Genomic DNA, 18,381 nt, shown 5'->3' with positions numbered 1-18,381 from the left:
AGCCTAACCATGACGATTCGCTCGATCCGGCCCGCCTCTGCCGCCATGGCAACGATCCTCACTGCGTCAGCCCTTGTTCTTTGTGCCGATGGCGCGAGCGCGCAGGCGGTGAGCGTCGAGGGAGCTCTCGGTCAGCCGTCCGTGCGCACCGGGCTTGAGTACATCGATGAACGCAGGCAGGAGACCGCCGACTTCCTGCGCATCATAGGGGGCATCGTCTCTCCGTCGGGACAGGAGCACGACCGAGCAGCAGCGGTCGCCGATCGAATGCGAGAGATCGGCCTCAGCGACGTCCACGTCACTGAGAGCCCAAACGCCGTCGGCATCATTCCGGGGAGATCAGAACGCACCATCATCTTCGTCTCGACACTCGACGACCTCGCCACCGTGGCCGACCAACAACGAGCGGCCGCCTCCCTTCCCCGAATCGAAGGCGGTCGAGTCGTAGGGCCGGGAACGAATACCTCGGTCACAAGCGCTGCTATCGTCGCTGCGGCTCAGGCCTATCTCGAGACAGGCCGACAGCCCGAGCTGACACTCGTCTTCGCCGCGGTCGCGCAGGAGGAGACCGGTATGCTCGGGATGCAGGCCCTCTACGAGGAGTACCGAGGCCGTGCCGAAGCCTTCGTCGACGTCCTAGGTGACGGTCACAGCATCTCCTATGGTGCGCTGGGCATCCACTGGTGGCGGGTCATCGCGAGCGGCCCTGGGGGACACACACTTTCCGGTGGCCTCCCCAACGTGAACCAGGCGATTGGGCGTTCGGTGGATCGCATCCTGTCGCTTCCGGACGCCGCACGCACCGACGACTCGCGCACCCGCATCAACATCTCGGTCCTCCAAAGTGGTTCCGTGTTCAATCACAAACCCGAGGAGGGTTGGTTCTCGTTGGATATCCGGTCGATGGATGCCGGCACCATCGAATCGATCGAGCGACAGGTAGGGGGAATTCTCGCAGCAGTGACTACGGAGACGACGATCGATCTGACCATGGAACCGTTCCAGCTGACACCAGGCGGCCAGATTCCTGGAGCGGCTCAGTCAGACCTCGTGATCAACGCAGCCGACATATCACGTCATCTCGGATACGAACCGACCCTGTCGACCTCCGGCTCCTCGAACATGAACGTCTCGGTCGCGGGGGGAACGCTCTCGATAGGGCTGGGAGGCTCCCGTGGGGGTGAACGAGGCCAGCCGGAGGAGTGGGCGGACATCGATGGGATGATGAGGACCGCACAGCACGTCTATCTGCTGGCAGTGAGCCTCGGCGGAGGTAGCTGAGTTCGCTAGGACGCGGCGACCTCGGCAAACACCTCGCGCAGCCTGTCGCTCCCAACGCTCCGACCACACCTGCAGCCGTTCCGGCTCCCAGAAACTGCCGCCGGGTAAGACCTGACGCTGAACCGACCGCAGCCGAATCGGCCGAAAGGGGGCGTCCGCCATCAGGGCTTGGAGACGTCGGGTTCGTGGCGAGCGGAGCAGTCCAGTGCATGGGTCCATCTCCTCATAGTGGGCGACGCTGCCAGCATACCGGCAGCACACCGGTCTCGCCACGGTACCTCACCGGGTACGGCCAACACCCCCGCGCCCCTTGACTTTCGACCGAGCAGGTCACGATCTACCAAGGCGACCCTTCCCTTAGAAGAGCACGGCACCCATGGAACTCTGCATCGAAGGCCTCTCCAAGACGTACCCCAATGGCGTAAGGGCCCTCGACAATGTCACGCTGGAAGTCCCACAGGGAATGTTCGGCCTCTTGGGCCCGAACGGCGCCGGAAAGTCGACGCTCATGCGGACACTAGCGACGCTCCAGGAGCCCGACACCGGGTCGGCACATCTCGGAGACATCGACATCCTCACCGAGAAGGACCGACTCCGTGAGACGCTCGGATACCTGCCGCAGGAGTTCGGATTGTATCCGAAAGTCCGCGCCGTCGATCTACTCGACCATTTCGCGATTCTGAAGGGCATCACGAACAAGAAAGAGCGGAAACAGGTTGTCGACGCGCTGCTCGAGCAGACCAACCTCACCGACGCCAGGAAGCGGAAGCTGGGCGGGTTCTCAGGCGGGATGCGTCAGCGCTTCGGGATCGCCGTAGCGCTGCTCGGTGACCCAAAGTTGATCATCGTGGACGAACCGACGGCCGGGCTCGACCCAGAGGAGCGCGTGCGCTTCCTCAACCTGCTCAGTGAACTCGGTGAAAATTCAGTCGTCATCCTCTCGACGCACATCGTCGACGATGTCAGTGAACTCTGCTCTCGAATGGCCGTAATCAGCCGGGGACAGATTCTCCGAAAAGGAGACCCCGCCGAGGCAATCAACGACCTGCGTGGGAAGATCTGGAAGAAGAGCATCGCCAAGGACGAGATCGACGCGTACAGCGATCGGCTCAACGTGATCTCAACGAGGCTCCAGGCTGGCAGTCGTGTGATCCACGTCCAGGCGGACAACCAGCCGGATGATTCGTTCGTTTCGGTCGAGCCCGACCTCGAGGACGTCTACTTCACAACCATGCTCGGGGCCGGCCGGAGTGTGGACGGAGAAGAGGCCGTCCAGATTGCGGACTCCGCTTCATGAGCCAGTTCCTGTCCGTCTTCAAGTTCGAGGTTCTCTACTACGCGAGGCGGATCTCGACGTACGTGTACTTCGGTATCTTCTTCGGACTGTCCGTCCTTCTGATGTCAGCCATCGGCGGCGCTTTCGACAGCGTATCGGTCGGATTCGGCGGCGGCGGCGGAAACGTCGCGGTGAACTCTCCTTGGGCGCTCTTCGGCCTAGTCGCGTCGCTTTCGCTATTCGGCATCATCGTGACCGCGGCGCTCCTGGGTCACTCCGCGCAACGTGACTTCGAGACTGGTTCGTTCCCACTCTTCTTCACCCAGCCCATCAACAAAGCCGCATTCCTCGGTGGTCGCTTCTTCGGCGGACTCGTCACGAACGCGTTCGTCTTCCTCGCCATCCCGCTCGGGGTCTGGTTCGGCGCGCTCTTGCCCTTCCTCGACGCGGAACGCCTCGGCCCCCACCTGCCGTCGCACTATCTAGACCCGTTCATCAATCTGGTCCTGCCCAACATGTTCTTCACCGGCGCGCTCTTCTTTGGGCTCGCACTCATCTCTCGGCGCATGCTCCCCAACTACGTCGGCGGAGCCGTCCTTCTCATTGGGTACCTGATCTCGGGACAGCTCGTCTCGGACATGGAAAACGAGTTCGTGGCGAGCCTCATCGACCCCTTCGGAGGACAGGCGTTTACGACGCTCACCAAGTACTGGACCGTCGCCGAAAAGAACACACTCATGATCCCGGTGACGGGCGAGTACCTGTACAACCGTCTCCTGTGGATCGCGATCGGCTTTGGCGTTTTCGCGCTGTGTTACAAGATCTTCTCGTTCTCACACATCGGCCCATCGTTGCCGTTCGGGAAGAAGAAGCAGACTCCCGTTCCGGATGCTCCGGTCCGTAGACGAGTGACCCGCGTGGAGATTCCTCACGCCACGCGTTCGTTCTCGGGTGCTGCCGCCGTCGCGCAGCTCTCGTCGATGACTCAGCAGGCGTTCGGATCCGTCGTGCGAAATGTCTACTTCGTGGCCATCGTGGGCGCTGGGCTTCTCTTCTTGGGCCTCAGCGCTCCGCTGGTCGGCGAGCTCTATGGGACGTCCACCTTCCCGGTGACCTACGAGACACTTGAGGTCCTTGAAGGGAGCTTCTCCCTCTTCGTACTCGTGCTCATTGCCTTCTATTCGGGCGAACTCGTTTGGGAGGAGCGTGATCTCAAAGCGGATCAGCTCTACGACTCCACGCCCATGAAGACGTGGATCCCCTTCGTGTCCAAGCTGATCGCACTTTCATTGACCGTCGGGATCCTGCTAATCGTCATCATGTTCGCCGGCCTCGTCAGCCAGGCAGTTCGTGGGTACTTCGAGTTCGAGATCGGGCTCTACATCCAGACGCTCTTCGGGCTGCGTTGGATCGACTACATCCTGCTCTGCGTCATCGCCCTGCTCATCCACACGCTTGTGAACCACAAGTACATGGGCCACATGCTCATCATTGGCCTGTTCGTCTTTACGCTGTTCATGGGCCAGCTCGGCATGGAGCACAATCTCTACCGATACGGATCGGACATCGGTGAGACTTACTCGGACATGAATAGCTTCGGGCCGTTCCTCGGGCCTTTTTTCTGGTTCAAGGTCTACTGGGGCTCCGTCGCGGTGCTGTTCGCCTTCGTCTCGAACCTCTTCTGGGTCCGCGGTCTGGAGGGTGGTGGCCGGTTCCGCTTCCGCATCGCGAAGCGGCGCATGTCCCCGAAGCTGCTGGGCACAAGCGCGCTTGCCATCGGGCTCGTGATGGCTACGGGCGGCTTCATCTTCTACAACACGAACGTCCTCAACGAGTACCGCACCAGCCTCCAAGGTGAGGAACTCCAAGCGCGGTACGAGAGGGACTACAAGCAGTTCGAGGGCATGCCCATGCCCCGCATCGTTGCAGTCGATGTGGAAGTGGACATCTATCCCGAAGAGCGGGACGCAGACTTACGCGGCGTCCTGACCATGACGAACAAGACCGATGGCGCCATCGACTCGGTTCATGTGAACCTGTCTTCGACACTCGACGTTCAGGCGCTCGACTTCGGTCGGTCTGCACAGCTCGTCCTGAACGACGAAGAACTGGCCTATCGCATTTATGAATTCGATGAACCCTTCCTGCCCGGCGACACCACGACACTGACCTTCGATCTGACGCGTCAGGTCGATGGCTTCGGGAATTCGGCGACGCTCGGCGTCGTCTCAAACGGCACGTTTATCAACTCGGGACTCATGCCGAGCCTGGGTTACAACGCGAACGGCGAGCTCGGGAACGACAATGTGCGCCGGAAACACGGCTTCGAGCCGCGGGACCGAGTGGCAGCAGTCGACGATTCCGTCGGACTCTCGAACAACTACATCTCGAGTGACGCCGATTGGATCGATTTTAAGGCCCTCGTCAGTACCGTCGAAGACCAGATCGCGATCGCACCTGGATACATCCAAGAGGAATGGGTCGAAGACGGACGTCGTTATTTCCGCTACGAAATGGACGACCCGATTCTCAACTTCTACTCGTTCCTGTCCGCAGACTGGGAAGTCGCGACCGACACGTGGAATGACGTCGACATCGCCGTCTACTACCACGAAGGGCACGAGTACAACGTCCAGCGCATGATCGATGGCGTGAAGAAGTCACTCGCCTACTTCAGCGCGAATTGGGGTGAGTACCAGCACCAACAAGTGCGTATCCTGGAATTCCCACGGTACGCGTCGTTCGCCCAATCCTTCCCGAACACGATTCCGTATTCGGAGGCCATCGGGTTCATCGCGGACGTCGATCCGAATGACCCGGATGACATCGACTACCCCTTCTACGTCACCGCACACGAAGTCGCGCACCAGTGGTGGGCGCATCAGGTAATTGGCGGACGCGTGCAGGGTTCAACCGTGCTCTCAGAGACCATGAGCCAGTACTCGGCACTCATGGTCATGGAGCAGGAGTACGGCGAGGACAAAATGAAGAGCTTCCTCGAATACGAGATGGACAGCTACCTCCAGGGGCGGGCCTTCGAGTCCAAAAAGGAGCTGCCGCTCATCCTCAATGAGAACCAGGGCTACATCCATTACCGGAAGGGCTCGGTCATCATGTACGCCCTCAAGGATTACATCGGGGAGGCGGCCGTGAACCAAGCTCTTTCCGACTTCCTGGACGAGACCCGCTACATGGGCCCGCCGTACCCGAACTCGCTCATGCTACTCGAGCACCTCAGAGCTGCCACGCCTGACTCATTGGCTTACATCATCGAGGACATGTTCGAGACGATCTCGCTCTACGAGAACCGGGCGGTCGACGCGACGGCCGAGGAACAAGCAGAAGGTTCGTATCTCGTCGAACTGGACCTGAACCTCGCGAAGTTCCGTGCAGACTCACTCGGAAACGAGAGTGAGATTGCCATCAACGACCTCGTGGATATCGCGGTGTTCGGTGAGGACGAGGACGGTGAGGAGACGACGCTCTACCTGGCCAAACACTGGGTCACGTCGGGCGAGCAGACCATTGAGCTCCGGGTGGACGGGGTGCCTGTCCGAGCGGGGATCGATCCGAGATACAAGCTCGTGGATCGGAACAAGGACGATAACGTGGTGGAGGTGACGGTGGGGGGTGAGGGGGGTTAGCTGCCTCCTAGTATCCCACAGCCTTCCCCGACGGGTTCCTCCTCGGCTCCGCAATTCCCGTGAACCACCCGGTCTCCGGGTCGATCATCAACGCGTGGATGTTCCCATGTCGCCGAGCAATGAGTGTGTGCCCCATCGCTTCCAACTGGACCAACGCCGCCGGTGGAACGCCGCCGCCCGACTCCTCCTCATACTCAATGTGGTCGGGTAACCACTGATGATGGATTCGGGGGGCGATGACAGCGTCTTCGATGCCCATGCCGTGGTCGATGACGTTTACAATGGTCTGGAGCACCGCGGTAATGATCCGGCCCGAGCCGTCGCCGCCCACCACCATGAAGTTCTTGCCGTCCTTGGCGACGATCGTGGGCGTTTGTGAACTGATCATGCGTTTGCCCGGCTCGATGCTGTTGGCATCACTGTACACATGGCCGGAGTGGTTCGGCACGCCCGCCCGGGCGCTGAAGTCCCCCATCTGGTTGTTGAGGAGGAATCCGGCTCCGTCCACCACCAAGAGGCTTCCGTAGGCCGAGTTGATTGTCGTGGTCACGGAAACCGCCATGCCGTCCCCATCGACCACGGAGAAGTGGGTGGTCTCATTGCTCTCCGAGACTGCCACGTCCACGTCGCCATGTGTGATCTGATCGCTGGGGGTGGCACGCTCAGGATCGATGTCACTCGCCCGGTGGTCGCCGTATTCCTTGCTGACCAAAACGTCACGAGGCACGTCCACGAAATCGGGATCAGCGATGTACCAATTCCGGTCCGCGAAACTCCGGCGCATGGCTTCGGCCATGAGATGCAGCGTTGCTCCCTGGCCCTGCTCCATCCCAGCAAGGTCGTAGCGTTCCAGGATGTTGAGTGCACCGATCAGGGTGATGCCTCCGGAACTCACGGGCGGCATGGAGACGATGTCGTACCCGCGATAACTGCCCTGCAAGGGAACGCGTTCTTTGACCTCGTACCCCCTGAGGTCCTCATGGGAGATAAGTCCGCCGTGAGCCTCCATGGTCTCGACGATGCGGTCGGCGACCCAACCACCGTAGAAGCCGCTCCGGCCTTCTTCGGCGATGGCTCCTAAGGTCTCGGCGAGGTCCGGCTGGGCCCACACCTCTCCCGTGAGGTAGCGCGTGCCGTCGAGCTTGTTGAACACTGCCTGCGACGACGGGAATTGGGCGAAGCGCTCGCCGCCCATGTCCTGGTTGAGCACCCAGCCATCCCGGGCCAGTCCAATGGCCGGGCGGATCACTTCCTCACGATTCATCGTCCCGTGCAGTTCGAGAGCATGAAGCGTTCCGGCTACGGAGCCGGGCACCCCGGCGGCGAGGGCTCCCACCCGGGTGAGGTCCTGCGCAAAGTCACCGTTTTCATCCAGGAACATGTCCCTATACGCCCGGCCTGGGGCCTGTTCACGAAAGTCGATCGCGAAGCTCTCACCATCGGGTGTGCGAATCACCATGAAGCCCCCGCCTCCGATGTTACCAGCAGAGGGCAGCACCACTGCGAGGGCATAGAACGTCGCCACGGCGGCGTCAACGGCGTTGCCACCGTTTCTCATGACGTCTATGCCGACCTGGGAGGCGAGTTCGTGGGCGCTGACCACGAGGCCATTTCTGTATGTGCCTGGGTCCGGTATGACCTCATGGGCTGCATCGTCTGTGGCGCAAGCCACAGAGAGCATGACGAGCGCGACGGAAGTGATGCGGAGGAAGTCTCGGTATCCCATCTTCGCTACCTGATACTTGGCGTACTGGCCGGCGCCCGCCTATGCCCCGTGGCCTGCTCGAACGCATACCCGAGGCTCAAGAGCATCCCTTCCGTGAATGGCCGTCCTAAGAACTCGATACCCACCGGCAGGTCGTCCGTTGTGAAGCCAGCCGGCACGGTAAGCGCAGGAAAGCCAGTCGCAGGACTCAACTGACGGTTGTCCCCCCATCCATACCCGTCTTTCGGAGTCGCATTCGTCTCGACGTCCAGAGCGATGAGTGTGGGCTGATGGTCGAATGTCGCATGCACCAGGGCGTCGAGATTGTGGTCCGCCATCGCTTTGAGCACCGCGGTGCGAACCGCATCCCGCTTGAGCATCACCTCTAGGTACCCAGGGTCGTCCGTTGTCTTGCCGGCCACGCCCCACATGGCAAGGGAGCGCCACGGATTCACGATCCCCGACAGTAGGATGTCCCTGAACGTCGTGTACGGTGGATCGCTGAGTTGGGCGAGATACTCGTTGGTAGCCTGCTCCGTCTCATAGCTGTTGTTGATCGTCCCAAGAACTTCGAGTCCTGGGATCTCAAGCGGATCAATGACTTCAGCACCCAAGGCACTCAGCTGTGCGATCGCGCGATCCATCACGGCACGAACCTTCGTGTAGTCTTCAGACGAAGGATCCGTTCTAGTGTCCATCGGGTCCCGGATGATCCCGACACGGGCGCCTTCTAGGGCCCGAGTGTCTAGCAACTCCGTGTACGAGTCGGGCACTTCTCCGAACGACTTGGCCGTTAAGGGGTCATTCGGATCGTACCCCGCGATGGCATCGAGGAGGAGCGCAGCATCCGTCACGGTCCGCGTCATTGGCCCCATGGTGTCGTGCGTGGGGTTCGCGGGCATCATGCCATACGTGCTGACCAGCTCGAGCGTCGGCCGCAGCCCGACGAGGTTCGTAACCGAGGCCGGTCCCCGAATCGACCCGCCTGTATCCTCGCCAATCGAGACCATGCCTAAGCTCGCCGCCGTGCCCACGGCACTCCCACCCGACGATCCCGAGGGATTCCGGTCAGTGGCATAAGGGTTCCGAATGATGCCGTACGCAGACCCTACGTAACGTGAAGCGAACTCGCCCATATTGGTCTTCGCGAGAATGATCGCCCCTGCCTCCTTCATACGGACGACGATCGTCGCGTCCCGATCCGATTGGAAATTCTTAAATAGGGCGGACCCATAAGTGGTCGGCATATCACCAGTCTCGACCTGGTCCTTCAGGAGGACCGGCACACAATGGAGTGGGCCGGTGAGGCCGTCCCGCTCCAGAGCAGCATCCTTGGCGTCTGCCTCCTCAAGCACCCGAGGGTTGAGCGTCTGGACCGTGTTGAGCATCGGTCCTGCCTGGTCGTACGCCTCGATCCGCTCGATATAGGCCTGGACCAACGCACGGCATGTGAGATCCCCGGACCGCATGGCGGCATGGGCCTCCGCAATCGTGGCTTCGACCACGTCGAAGGACTGAGCCGCTGCGGCGGTGCTGGTAATCGCTGCGAACACCACGACGACTGATACGAGTCGGAGAACGCGCAGGACTGTGGGAGTCGTGATCGACATGGAAGCCCCTGGAGGGAGTGACACGAGGTAGGATTGAAGCCAACGACATCGTACGCCCCTTCCCGCTCAACCGCATCCGCACTTTGCGCGGCACCGCAATCAACATCAAGCTGGACAGAAGTAGTACCGGCAGATGGCCGTCATCGGAGGGCATGGGGCCGAACTTTGGATCGACGCCGTGAGTCCTAGCGGTTCTCCATCCAGCGCACCGCAGCGGGGTGCAGCGGGATCGGCGAATCCACGAGGCGATCAAGATCGATCTGCTTCGCCATGGCGTGGACCTGCTCGAGGGATGCCCGGTCATCAGCCAGCATGCTCAGTAGTGTCGTCACGACGTCGTCGTCAAGTGACTCCAACGCGACGATCCAATTGATGACCGCCACGGTAGGCACGGCTTCCTCGACCCCTGGATAGGTACCAGCGGGTATTTCACCTGTGGTGTAATAGGGATGCACGGAACGGAGAGCTTCGACGCCCTCGGCCGTCACTGGCAGGAGCTTCACATTCCCGGTCGTCGTGGCTTCTAGGACCGCCGCTGCGGGATACCCCACAGAAATAATCGCCGCATCGATTGCCCCATCCCGAAGCGCCGTCGAGGACTCGGCAAAGGACAGGTATTGAGGATTGATGTCGTCGTAGGTCAGTCCATGTGCTTCGAGCAGGTGCCTCGACATCTGCTCCGTACCGGAGCCCGCCGCACCAACGGACACCCGCATCCCCCCGAAGTCCGCGATGGTCTCAGCGGCACTTTTACCCGAGACCAAGACGTGCGTCAGGTTGGGGTACAGAGGGGCCAAGATCCGGAGATCCGAGACGGCTTGCGTGAAGTCACCTTCGCCCTGCTGTCCCTGGAACGCTGTCACCGCGAGGACGAACGCCAGATCCATCTGACGCGCAGCCAAGCGATTGATGTTCTCTACGGATCCGCCGCTCACTTCCGCGGTGAACTGACGAGCGGAGTCGGCAATCGAGAGTCGGCTCGCGATCGCGCCACCCAGCGGATAGTAGATGCCGCCGGTTCCCGCCGTGCCCAGTGAAAGGAACTCAGGGCCGCCTTCAGTACTGCACGCGGTCAGGACACTAGCAGCCAGCAGGACTGCGAGGAGAGAAGTTTTTTTCACCGGGGACATCTCCGAGGACTGTGTTCAAATCGATCGACCGCTGCGAAGGCGGCGTTCGTCATTCAGCCCTAGAAAAGACCACAACAACGCCGACTAGCCCAGCCCCATCCGTGGCCAGGCCCGGGAGCACCAGTGCGAGCGCCGCGACGAAGAGAATCACGCGCTCCCACCACACGATCGGTCGCCGGGCGAAACCCATCCCCGCTGCAGCCAGCGCCGTCACGCCAACAATGGCACTCACAAAGGCCAGCGTGATCTCAGGAATCGTCCCCACGAGCAGAAGCGGGGGGCCGTACACGAACATGAAGGGCACCACGAACCCGGCTCCAGCCAACACCGCAGCAGTCATCGCAGTTTTTAGTGGTGGAGCGCCGGAGATCCCGGCCGCAGCAAATGCCGCGAGCGACACCGGGGGCGTCACGTTCGAGATGCATCCGAAGTAGAAAATGAACAGGTGGGCCGCGAGCAGAGGCACACCCAATTGAACGAGCGCAGGGGCCCCGAGGGCGGCCAGCACCACATACGCGGCCGTAGTCGGGAGACCCATGCCCAAGACGATCGAACCCAGTGCGGTGAGCATGAGCGCACTCAGGAGATTGCCCCCTGACACTTGGATAATGAGCTCCGACATGCGGAGTCCGATGCCCGTGAGCGACGCCACACCGACAACGATGCCGGCGGCGGCGCACGCCGCGGCGACCTGAACCGCCCCACGTCCTGCCCGCTCCATCACCGTGCGGATTTCAGGCAACGAAGGCCGAGTCGCTGGACGCAAATACGCCATGACGAACGCAGAGGTCACACCCCAGAATGCCGCGCGCATGGGCGAGCGGCCCATACCCAACAGGATCACGATCGCGGCGAGTGGCAGCAGCAGATGCAGCCGATCTGAGACTTTTTCTACATCACCAGTCCCGGCAGGCTTAATGCCCATGCGGCCGGCGCGAAAATGGATGGCGGCAATCAGGGCAGCATAATACAGAATCGCGGGGATTACCGCTGCAGCGGCTACCTCCAAATAGGGGATGTTGGTCCACGTCGCGAGAATGAACGCGCCCGCGCCCATGACCGGCGGCATGAGCTGCCCACCCGTGCTCGCCGCAGCCTCGATGGCACCCGCAAAGAAGGGCCTAAATCCCGCACGTTTCATGAGCGGGATCGTGAACGACCCCGTAGTGACGACATTCGCGACCGCGCTGCCAGACAACGAGCCCATCAAGGCGCTCGCGACGGCGGCCGTCTTTGCCGGGCCGCCGCGCGTGCGCCCCGCGACTCGGTTCGCCAAGGCGATCAACAGCGCACCACCACCGGCGACATCAAGCACTGCCCCAAAGAGCACGAACAAGTAAACGAAGTCCGCCGACACCCCGAGCGGCACTCCCCAGATGCCTTCGGTGGACAAGAAGAGCTGCTCAACCAGGCGCACGACCCCGTATCCGCGATGAGCCAAGAAGCCGGGCAGATATGGACCCGCGAACGCATAACCCAGCGCGAGCAGACACACGATGACCAATCCCCAGCCCGTCGCCCGGCGAGCCAGCTCGAGGACGAGAAGAATCAGAACTCCGCCGGCAATCAGATCGAGTTGCGTGGGATTAGCGGATCGGCTGACCAGCTGCTGGTTTTGAGACGCCAGGTAGCCACATACCAGAACCGTGATTCCCGCCAGCACCCAGTTGAGCCAACTCAGCTCGTCGGATGAAACCGATTCCTCTTCGTCCACCGGGTTCGTCGCGTCCCCGTCCGCCTCTACGACCTCGGCGGCCGCAGAGGCTCGCCGTTTACGCTGTACCCCAACGCCCAGAAAACCCAACGCTGCCATCAGGGCCAGGTGAACAGGCCGCTGAATCAGTGCGGTGAATGGCGAGAATCCCGCCGCATAGAGGTGGAACAGCGCCGCCGCCGCAGAAACGGCCGCAATCACCCACGCGCGCACCCGCATGCTTTTGCTCAACCGAGCTCCCAACCTGGGGTGCCCGCATAGTCGGGGCGAACGAGAACGATGTCACCCGGGTCATTTGGGTTGATCACCCCAAGCACGAGGCACTCGCTTTTGAATCCGGCTACGAGCCGTGGCGGGAAGTTCACAACAGCCAGTATCTGGGTGCCCAGGAGGTCCTCCACATGATATCGATGGGTGAGTTGAGCGGACGAGCGTAGCACGCCAACCGGCTCCCCGAAATCCAGCGTCAGCTTAAAGGCTGGTTTCCGGGCCTCGGGAAACGGCTCAACGGCAACAACTCGTCCGCTGCGAATTTCCAGTTGATCGAAGATCTCGATAGCGGTTTCCGGCTTGCTGTGACCCACCGTTACGGCATGAAGCGCGCGGCGATCAACGCAACAACCAAGAGCAGCCCGATGATGAACGCGGCGGCGCTCCCGAAGCTCCGCCGGCTATCGATGGCGGTCGCGCCTTGGGCGATCACGAGCGATGCCCATATCTGCGTCAGGTCAAACGCCTTGAACACGTTCAACAAGTACCCGTCCTCCAGGAAGAACATGAAGCTCCCCAGATTCATCGTGAGCTGGGGGTTACCCGTCGAGATCCTGAGTGGGGTGATCAGCAGTCCGAAGAACAACGGGATGAGCCATGCATGGGCGGTCACCGAGAGGTACTGCCGATATCTCCCTTCGTCCCCGAGGATGAACGCGAAGATCAACGTATAAACACCCGCGAAGATGAACGTGAATAGCGCCGTGGAGATCGCCGCGAAGATCGGCGTCGCAATCTTCGTGACCTGCACGATCGTGTCCGATATCTCCGGCAACTCATTACCGCTCTCCAGAATCGCCTCGCGCTGTATCTCCATGAACACTTCCACAGGGATCAGCGCCATCTGGACGGCGATCAGAACAACCCCGGCTAGGACAGCGGCTCCGAACACCGGCTTCGCCGCCAATGCCTCGACCAGCGCGCCCGGATTGAAGAACACATCGACCATGCGCTTGTAGAACGGCGGCACCGTCGGGCCCTCTTCGGCAGCCTCCTGCGTTTCAGCAGGCTCATTCATTTCGTGCTGAGGCATCTCGGATTCGGACGGATCCATGTGCATCTCCTTAAGTACGGAACGGGCGATCAGCCCCAAAGACCGACCGCCCTCCAAATCGGTCCTAGTTTATCCGTCGCGTGGTGCTCGTGCCGTTCATCTGCATCGACATGGCCATCGGGGCCGCGGACACTTCGGTCGTGCCATCACCCTCGAAGGTCAGAACCCGCTCGTGCATGACACCCGCCTGCATGTCCCACAGCAGGTGCCCTTCCATCATCGCGCTCATGCTCTGGAATACATCCATGCCCTCGACCGCGGCTTCTGTCTCGCTCACAGAACTTCCAGTGATGTCGATCCGCAACATCGAACGACCGTCGACGATAACGTCACCCACAACGGAGTACTGACTGATCGTGGTCGCCGAGATCGTACCCGGCCCCTCGTCGCCGGAGTATGAAACCGTGTCAGTCCACATATCACCGACCCCGACGCCCGTGCCAGGCAAACCCGGTAGGAACGCCTGCATGGTCGAAAGTGGCGCGAACAGGGTGGAGGCATTGCCGGTCACATCCGGCACTGACCCGACGGTCACGTTGCCCGTCCGGTCCACCGAATAAACGAGCGGACCCTTGATGCCGCTTTCGTCGGCTGTCATCGGTGCGCCCATCGGTTGGGTCAACCGCGCTCCGAAGTCCTCATACGTCAAAGTGACCTGAACCGCCCCGGCCACATCAGCGAACACCGCGTTCACCGTCGCAGATTGGGCGGTGCTCATCTGCATCATCTGGCCCATCGCGTCGATCTCGATGTAGCTGGTGTCTGCGGTCATATACGTGACCGCAGCAGGGTTCGGAACCGAATACCCGAGGCCCGCCGGTGCCGGAGGTCCGCCGCCGCCGCAAGCTGCGAGACCCAAGAACATAAGAGCAATAATGGAAAGCCTCACACGCATGGCTGTCTCCTCAAGTGGTGAGTCCATGCGCGCGGGACAACGCCAACGGGCACAAACGATTGCAATGTCAAGTGTAGCCTAGGGCGGTCGCGGGCGAAATCTTCGCAAACCGTGCCCTTGGCCGGCCGTGAGAGACCCTGTATTCTGTTGAACTCTTCTTTTCCGGGATCCCTGGAAAGCCGAACGTCAGACCGCATCTCCGAGCACGTCAGATGAGCCTCCGGACCAATCCAGACCGAATTCTCGACAACATCGACCGCGCACGAAACCGTGACGCGGAAGCTGCGCGTTTCAACGTCGATCGTCAGGCTCTCGGCCGAGAGTTGGAGACGGAGATGCCGGACCTCGATGCGACCAACCCGGAGCGGGCAAAAAGGATCTACGCGATCCTCGAGCGCGCATACACGAAGGTCGCCCAACGAGCTGAATTAGGGCGACTCGCGTCACGCTTCCAGGCCGTTGGTGACATTCATCACCATCACGCCCGTGGCGACATCAGCGTCTCGATCCAGTACATGGACCACGAACGCTTTGACGACGTTGGTGTGTCGCCGTTCGAGATTCGGGCCTTCCATATTGCTGACGCGAAGAAAGAGACCAAGACGAGCCGTGCAGATGTCAACGCGCTCAAAGTGCTACGCAAAGAGCTCCGTGGCGGAGTCAAAGCTGCGTATACGAAGCTCGAGCCACGTATTCGTGACGCGATCCGAGACAGAGCAGATATGGGTCACGTTCAGGTCCAGGTGACCGTCGATCTCCGAGCCGCTGGCGAAATCACGTCTCCTCCGGGAGTGGACATTACGGACCCGCCTGCTGTACTCTAAGTAGTAAGGAGACAACAGTCTCCAGGTAGTAATTGCCCCCCACGCAGGTCGTCTGCCATGTCCTCCAAGCTCGATGGGAAAGGTGTCGCTTTCGCGTTGTTCTTCTTGGTCGTGTTATTGACCCTGTACGATGTGTTGAGCCAGGAGTCTGTCATCGCCGACTTTTTCAACGGCCCGGAGATCCAGCAGGGCCGAGTGGAACGGGCCCTGCAGAGAGCCACGAACCGCTGACGAAGCAGTGACGCAGCCCACCCGGGTCCTCCTTCTGTTTCTAGACGGGGTCGGCATCGGGGAAGACGATCCCGAGACCAACCCGTTTGTTCTTGCCCACGCGCGCGGGCTCATCCCGTCCTGGGCAGCGTTACAGGGCGGCTCCATCGCAACACTCAAGGCGCCCCGGCGCGGAGGGTCCGCTGCTCGGTCCTTTCCGCTCGATGCGCGCCTGGACACAAAAGGGACGCCCCAGAGCGGGACAGGCCAGGTCGCCCTCCTTACGGGTGAAGACGCTGCCGAACTCCACGGGAGCCACTTTGGTCCCTGGACTCCCGTTGCTCTCCGTCCACTCGTTGAAGAGGAGAGCGTGCTGAAGAAGGCCGCGGCCGCGGGACACAATGTCGCGTTCGCCAACGCCTACCCGCGCGGTTGGCCGGGAGATCGGGGGAGCCGACGGGTGGCCGGGCCCCCGCTTGCAGCCCGAGGAGCAGGCGTGCTCACGCGGCACGAGGAGGCGCTTGGCTCAGGCGATGCCTTGTCGAGCGACATCGTAAACGACGATTGGAAGCGCCACCTCGGTCATGATTGGCTACCGACGATCACGCCAATGGACGCCGGCGCGAACCTGGCTCGCATTGCCTCTCAGGCGAACCTGACGCTATACGCGCACTACGCCACCGATTCAGCCGGGCACGAAATGTCCCTGGACGCAGCGATCTCTTCCCTCGTCCGGGTCGAGGAGCTCCTGGCCAGCTTACTCGCCAACCTCGGTGACGACGTGACTCTGCTCGTGGCGAGCGATCACGGAAACTTGGAAGACGTGCGTGTGGGACACACTCGAAACCCCGTTCTCGGCCTCGCCGCGGGTCCGCATGCGGATGCTGCGGCCGAGATGACCGACCTACGAGATGTGACGCCCTTCATCCTGGACGTTCTCGGCGTTTCTTGAGCGAAAGGGGGCCCATCGAGCCATCCCCAGGCTCAGCATCCCGCGTCACACTTAGCCGTGGCCAAAAAACCAAGAATTATTGGGCAGCTGTTGATCGACAGCGGCAAGCTCGACAAAACCACCCTCGACGCTGCACTTGAAGAACAGGCACAGACGGGCGTGCGTCTGGGCGAGACACTGCTACGCCGGCATGCCCTCCGGGCTGTCGACGTGGCCCGCGCCCTCGCGACCCAGTTGGGCCTCCCCTATATCGAGGCACCCCTCGCGCCTACACCCGAATCACTACGTCTCGTGCGCCCCACACTCGCTCGAGTCCACGCCGTACTACCCCTGGCCGTCACCCCCCGAGAGTTACGTCTCGCCATGGCAGACCCGCTCGACTTACGCGCGGTAGATGACCTTCGCTTCCAGACGGGTCGGCGCATCGACCCGGTGGTGGCGACTCCGGAAGCGGTCGGTGAGGCACTGGACACTTACTACGGAAGTGAACTTCCAGAACTCGTGGAGGCCCTCCCGAGCGAGATCCTAGTTTCCCGAACAAGAGATGCGGACGAACTCGAGCGAGCGACCCGGGCTGCGCCCGTCGTGCGCCTGGTCGATCGCATGATCAAGACAGCCATCGACGAAGGCGCGAGCGACATCCACGTCGAGGAGACCGGCTCAGATGTCCGCGTCCGGTACAGGATCGACGGCAAATTGAAGAAGGCAATGGAACTGCCGTCCGAGGTTCGGCGCGCGGTTCTCTCCCGCCTCAAGGTCATGGCGGGTATGGACATCTCCGTCCGACGCCGTGCTCAGGACGGGAGCATTGACCTGCCTCACGACGGACGGACGCTCAATCTGAGAGTGAGCACACTCCCCGTGAATGGCGGGGAGAAGGCCGTGGTTCGCATTTTGGACCCTAGCGCAGCGCCGCCCAATCTCGCAGGCCTCGGCTTCGACATGCGGGACCTGAAAGCGATCCGAAAACTTCTCCTCAAGGGCGAAGGAGTCGTGTTGGTCGCCGGACCGACCGGGAGCGGAAAGAGCACAACGATCTTCTCTGCCCTTTCCGAACTCGACCGAGATACGCGCAACATCGTGACTCTGGAGGATCCGGTGGAATACCGTCTCCCCGGCGCGAATCAGATCCAGGTCGATAGGCGCGCCGGCCTGGGCTTCGCCGACGCTCTTCGCGCGGTACTCCGACAAGATCCGGACGTCGTGATGGTAGGGGAAATCCGCGACGCTGAGACGGCAGAAATCGCGATGACCGCCGCAGTCACCGGACACCTCGTCCTGTCCACAATTCACACGACGGACGCCCCCGGCGCGATCACCCGACTTCTGAACATGGGCGTGCCTCCCTTTCTCGTTGCGGGAGGCTTGTCGGGAATCGTCGCCCAGCGACTCATCCGTCGGAGTTGCCCGACCTGTCGAGGCAGGGGATGTGGCCTATGTGGGGATGGGCACCAGGGCCGTACCGGCGTATTTCAGGTGCTTACTCTGACCGATCCCCTTCGAGACGCGATATCACGTGGTGAGCCGACCGCCCGGATCAGAGCACTGGCATCAGAGGCTGGGATGGGCTCGCTCGCGGCAGATGCTCTCCGCGCCGTAGCTGCCGGGCACACGACACCTCACGAGATCACACGTCTTCTGCATGCCGCGGCAATCACCGCCAGGCCTTGTCGAGCCTGTGACGGCGCCGTGCCACTCGGAGCGACGGCTTGTCCCAACTGCGGCCACCAAGACAGACGCAGCTGCTCGTGCGGAAGAACCCTCGAGAAAGGCTGGCGATACTGTCCGTGGTGCGTGAGACCCGCCGTGGCCTGAT

General features: G+C 61.6%; 14 protein-coding genes. 7 read left to right on the top strand and 7 right to left on the bottom strand.

The features are described from left to right. Positions 1-9: 9 nt before the first annotated feature. The 3 genes from P8L30_06945 to P8L30_06935 all read left to right on the top strand — a co-directional run bounded on the left by P8L30_06945 (position 10) and on the right by P8L30_06935 (position 6,201). Positions 10-1,281 carry a M20/M25/M40 family metallo-hydrolase gene (locus P8L30_06945; GenBank protein MDG2239922.1) on the top strand — a complete coding sequence of 424 codons (1,272 nt, stop codon included), beginning with the start codon at positions 10-12 and terminating at the stop codon, positions 1,279-1,281. A 376-nt stretch (positions 1,282-1,657) separates the two neighbouring features. Then, a complete protein-coding gene (locus P8L30_06940; GenBank protein MDG2239921.1) occupies positions 1,658-2,578 on the top strand; it encodes an ABC transporter ATP-binding protein in 921 nt (306 codons plus the stop codon). Next, the gene (locus tag P8L30_06935) at positions 2,575-6,201 is read left to right on the top strand and encodes a M1 family aminopeptidase (GenBank protein MDG2239920.1); all 3,627 of its coding nucleotides are present in this window, start codon (positions 2,575-2,577) and stop codon (positions 6,199-6,201) included. Before P8L30_06940 ends, P8L30_06935 begins: the two co-directional genes overlap by 4 nt. A gap of 7 nt (positions 6,202-6,208) precedes the next feature. Here P8L30_06935 and ggt read toward each other — a convergent pair whose 3' ends face one another. The 7 genes from ggt to P8L30_06900 all read right to left on the bottom strand — a co-directional run bounded on the left by ggt (position 6,209) and on the right by P8L30_06900 (position 14,579). Further along, positions 6,209-7,927, bottom strand: coding sequence for a gamma-glutamyltransferase (ggt, locus tag P8L30_06930; protein MDG2239919.1), 1,719 nt, complete (start codon positions 7,925-7,927; stop codon positions 6,209-6,211). Between the two features lie 5 nt (positions 7,928-7,932). Next, positions 7,933-9,516 (bottom strand): amidase family protein, encoded by a 1,584-nt coding sequence (locus P8L30_06925; protein ID MDG2239918.1) that lies wholly within the window; start codon positions 9,514-9,516, stop codon positions 7,933-7,935. 185 nt (positions 9,517-9,701) lie between these two features. Then, positions 9,702-10,637 carry a TAXI family TRAP transporter solute-binding subunit gene (locus tag P8L30_06920; GenBank protein MDG2239917.1) on the bottom strand — a complete coding sequence of 312 codons (936 nt, stop codon included), beginning with the start codon at positions 10,635-10,637 and terminating at the stop codon, positions 9,702-9,704. 58 nt (positions 10,638-10,695) lie between these two features. Continuing rightward, the gene (locus tag P8L30_06915) at positions 10,696-12,579 is read right to left on the bottom strand and encodes a TRAP transporter permease (GenBank protein ID MDG2239916.1); all 1,884 of its coding nucleotides are present in this window, start codon (positions 12,577-12,579) and stop codon (positions 10,696-10,698) included. An 8-nt stretch (positions 12,580-12,587) separates the two neighbouring features. Next, positions 12,588-12,944 carry a tRNA-binding protein gene (locus tag P8L30_06910; protein MDG2239915.1) on the bottom strand — a complete coding sequence of 119 codons (357 nt, stop codon included), beginning with the start codon at positions 12,942-12,944 and terminating at the stop codon, positions 12,588-12,590. 2 nt (positions 12,945-12,946) lie between these two features. Next, positions 12,947-13,684: a hypothetical protein gene (locus P8L30_06905; GenBank protein MDG2239914.1), complete on the bottom strand. Its 738-nt coding sequence runs from the start codon at positions 13,682-13,684 to the stop codon at positions 12,947-12,949. A gap of 64 nt (positions 13,685-13,748) precedes the next feature. After that, positions 13,749-14,579, bottom strand: a complete 831-nt coding sequence (locus P8L30_06900; GenBank protein ID MDG2239913.1) for a hypothetical protein — start codon at positions 14,577-14,579, stop codon at positions 13,749-13,751. 212 nt (positions 14,580-14,791) lie between these two features. On the opposite strand from P8L30_06900, the gene P8L30_06895 reads away from it, so the two are divergent. The 4 genes from P8L30_06895 (at position 14,792) to P8L30_06880 (ending at position 18,380) form a co-directional block, all read left to right on the top strand. Continuing rightward, entirely contained in the window at positions 14,792-15,403 is a 612-nt protein-coding gene (locus P8L30_06895; protein ID MDG2239912.1) for a hypothetical protein, read from the top strand. A gap of 57 nt (positions 15,404-15,460) precedes the next feature. Further along, on the top strand, positions 15,461-15,634 hold the full coding sequence (locus tag P8L30_06890; GenBank protein ID MDG2239911.1) for a hypothetical protein: 174 nt from the start codon (positions 15,461-15,463) through the stop codon (positions 15,632-15,634). Positions 15,635-15,641: 7 nt separating this feature from the next. Continuing rightward, positions 15,642-16,565, top strand: a complete 924-nt coding sequence (locus tag P8L30_06885) for an alkaline phosphatase family protein (protein ID MDG2239910.1) — start codon at positions 15,642-15,644, stop codon at positions 16,563-16,565. A 90-nt stretch (positions 16,566-16,655) separates the two neighbouring features. Beyond that, on the top strand, positions 16,656-18,380 hold the full coding sequence (locus P8L30_06880; GenBank protein MDG2239909.1) for an ATPase, T2SS/T4P/T4SS family: 1,725 nt from the start codon (positions 16,656-16,658) through the stop codon (positions 18,378-18,380). Position 18,381: the final 1 nt, after the last annotated feature.

It is taken from the genome of Longimicrobiales bacterium, from assembly GCA_029245345.1.
In the GTDB taxonomy this organism is placed as follows: Bacteria; Gemmatimonadota; Gemmatimonadetes; order Longimicrobiales; family Gaopeijiaceae; genus CALFPJ01.
The sequence above is the reverse complement of the archived record's forward strand: the minus strand, read 5'-3'. Positions and strand labels throughout refer to the sequence as shown.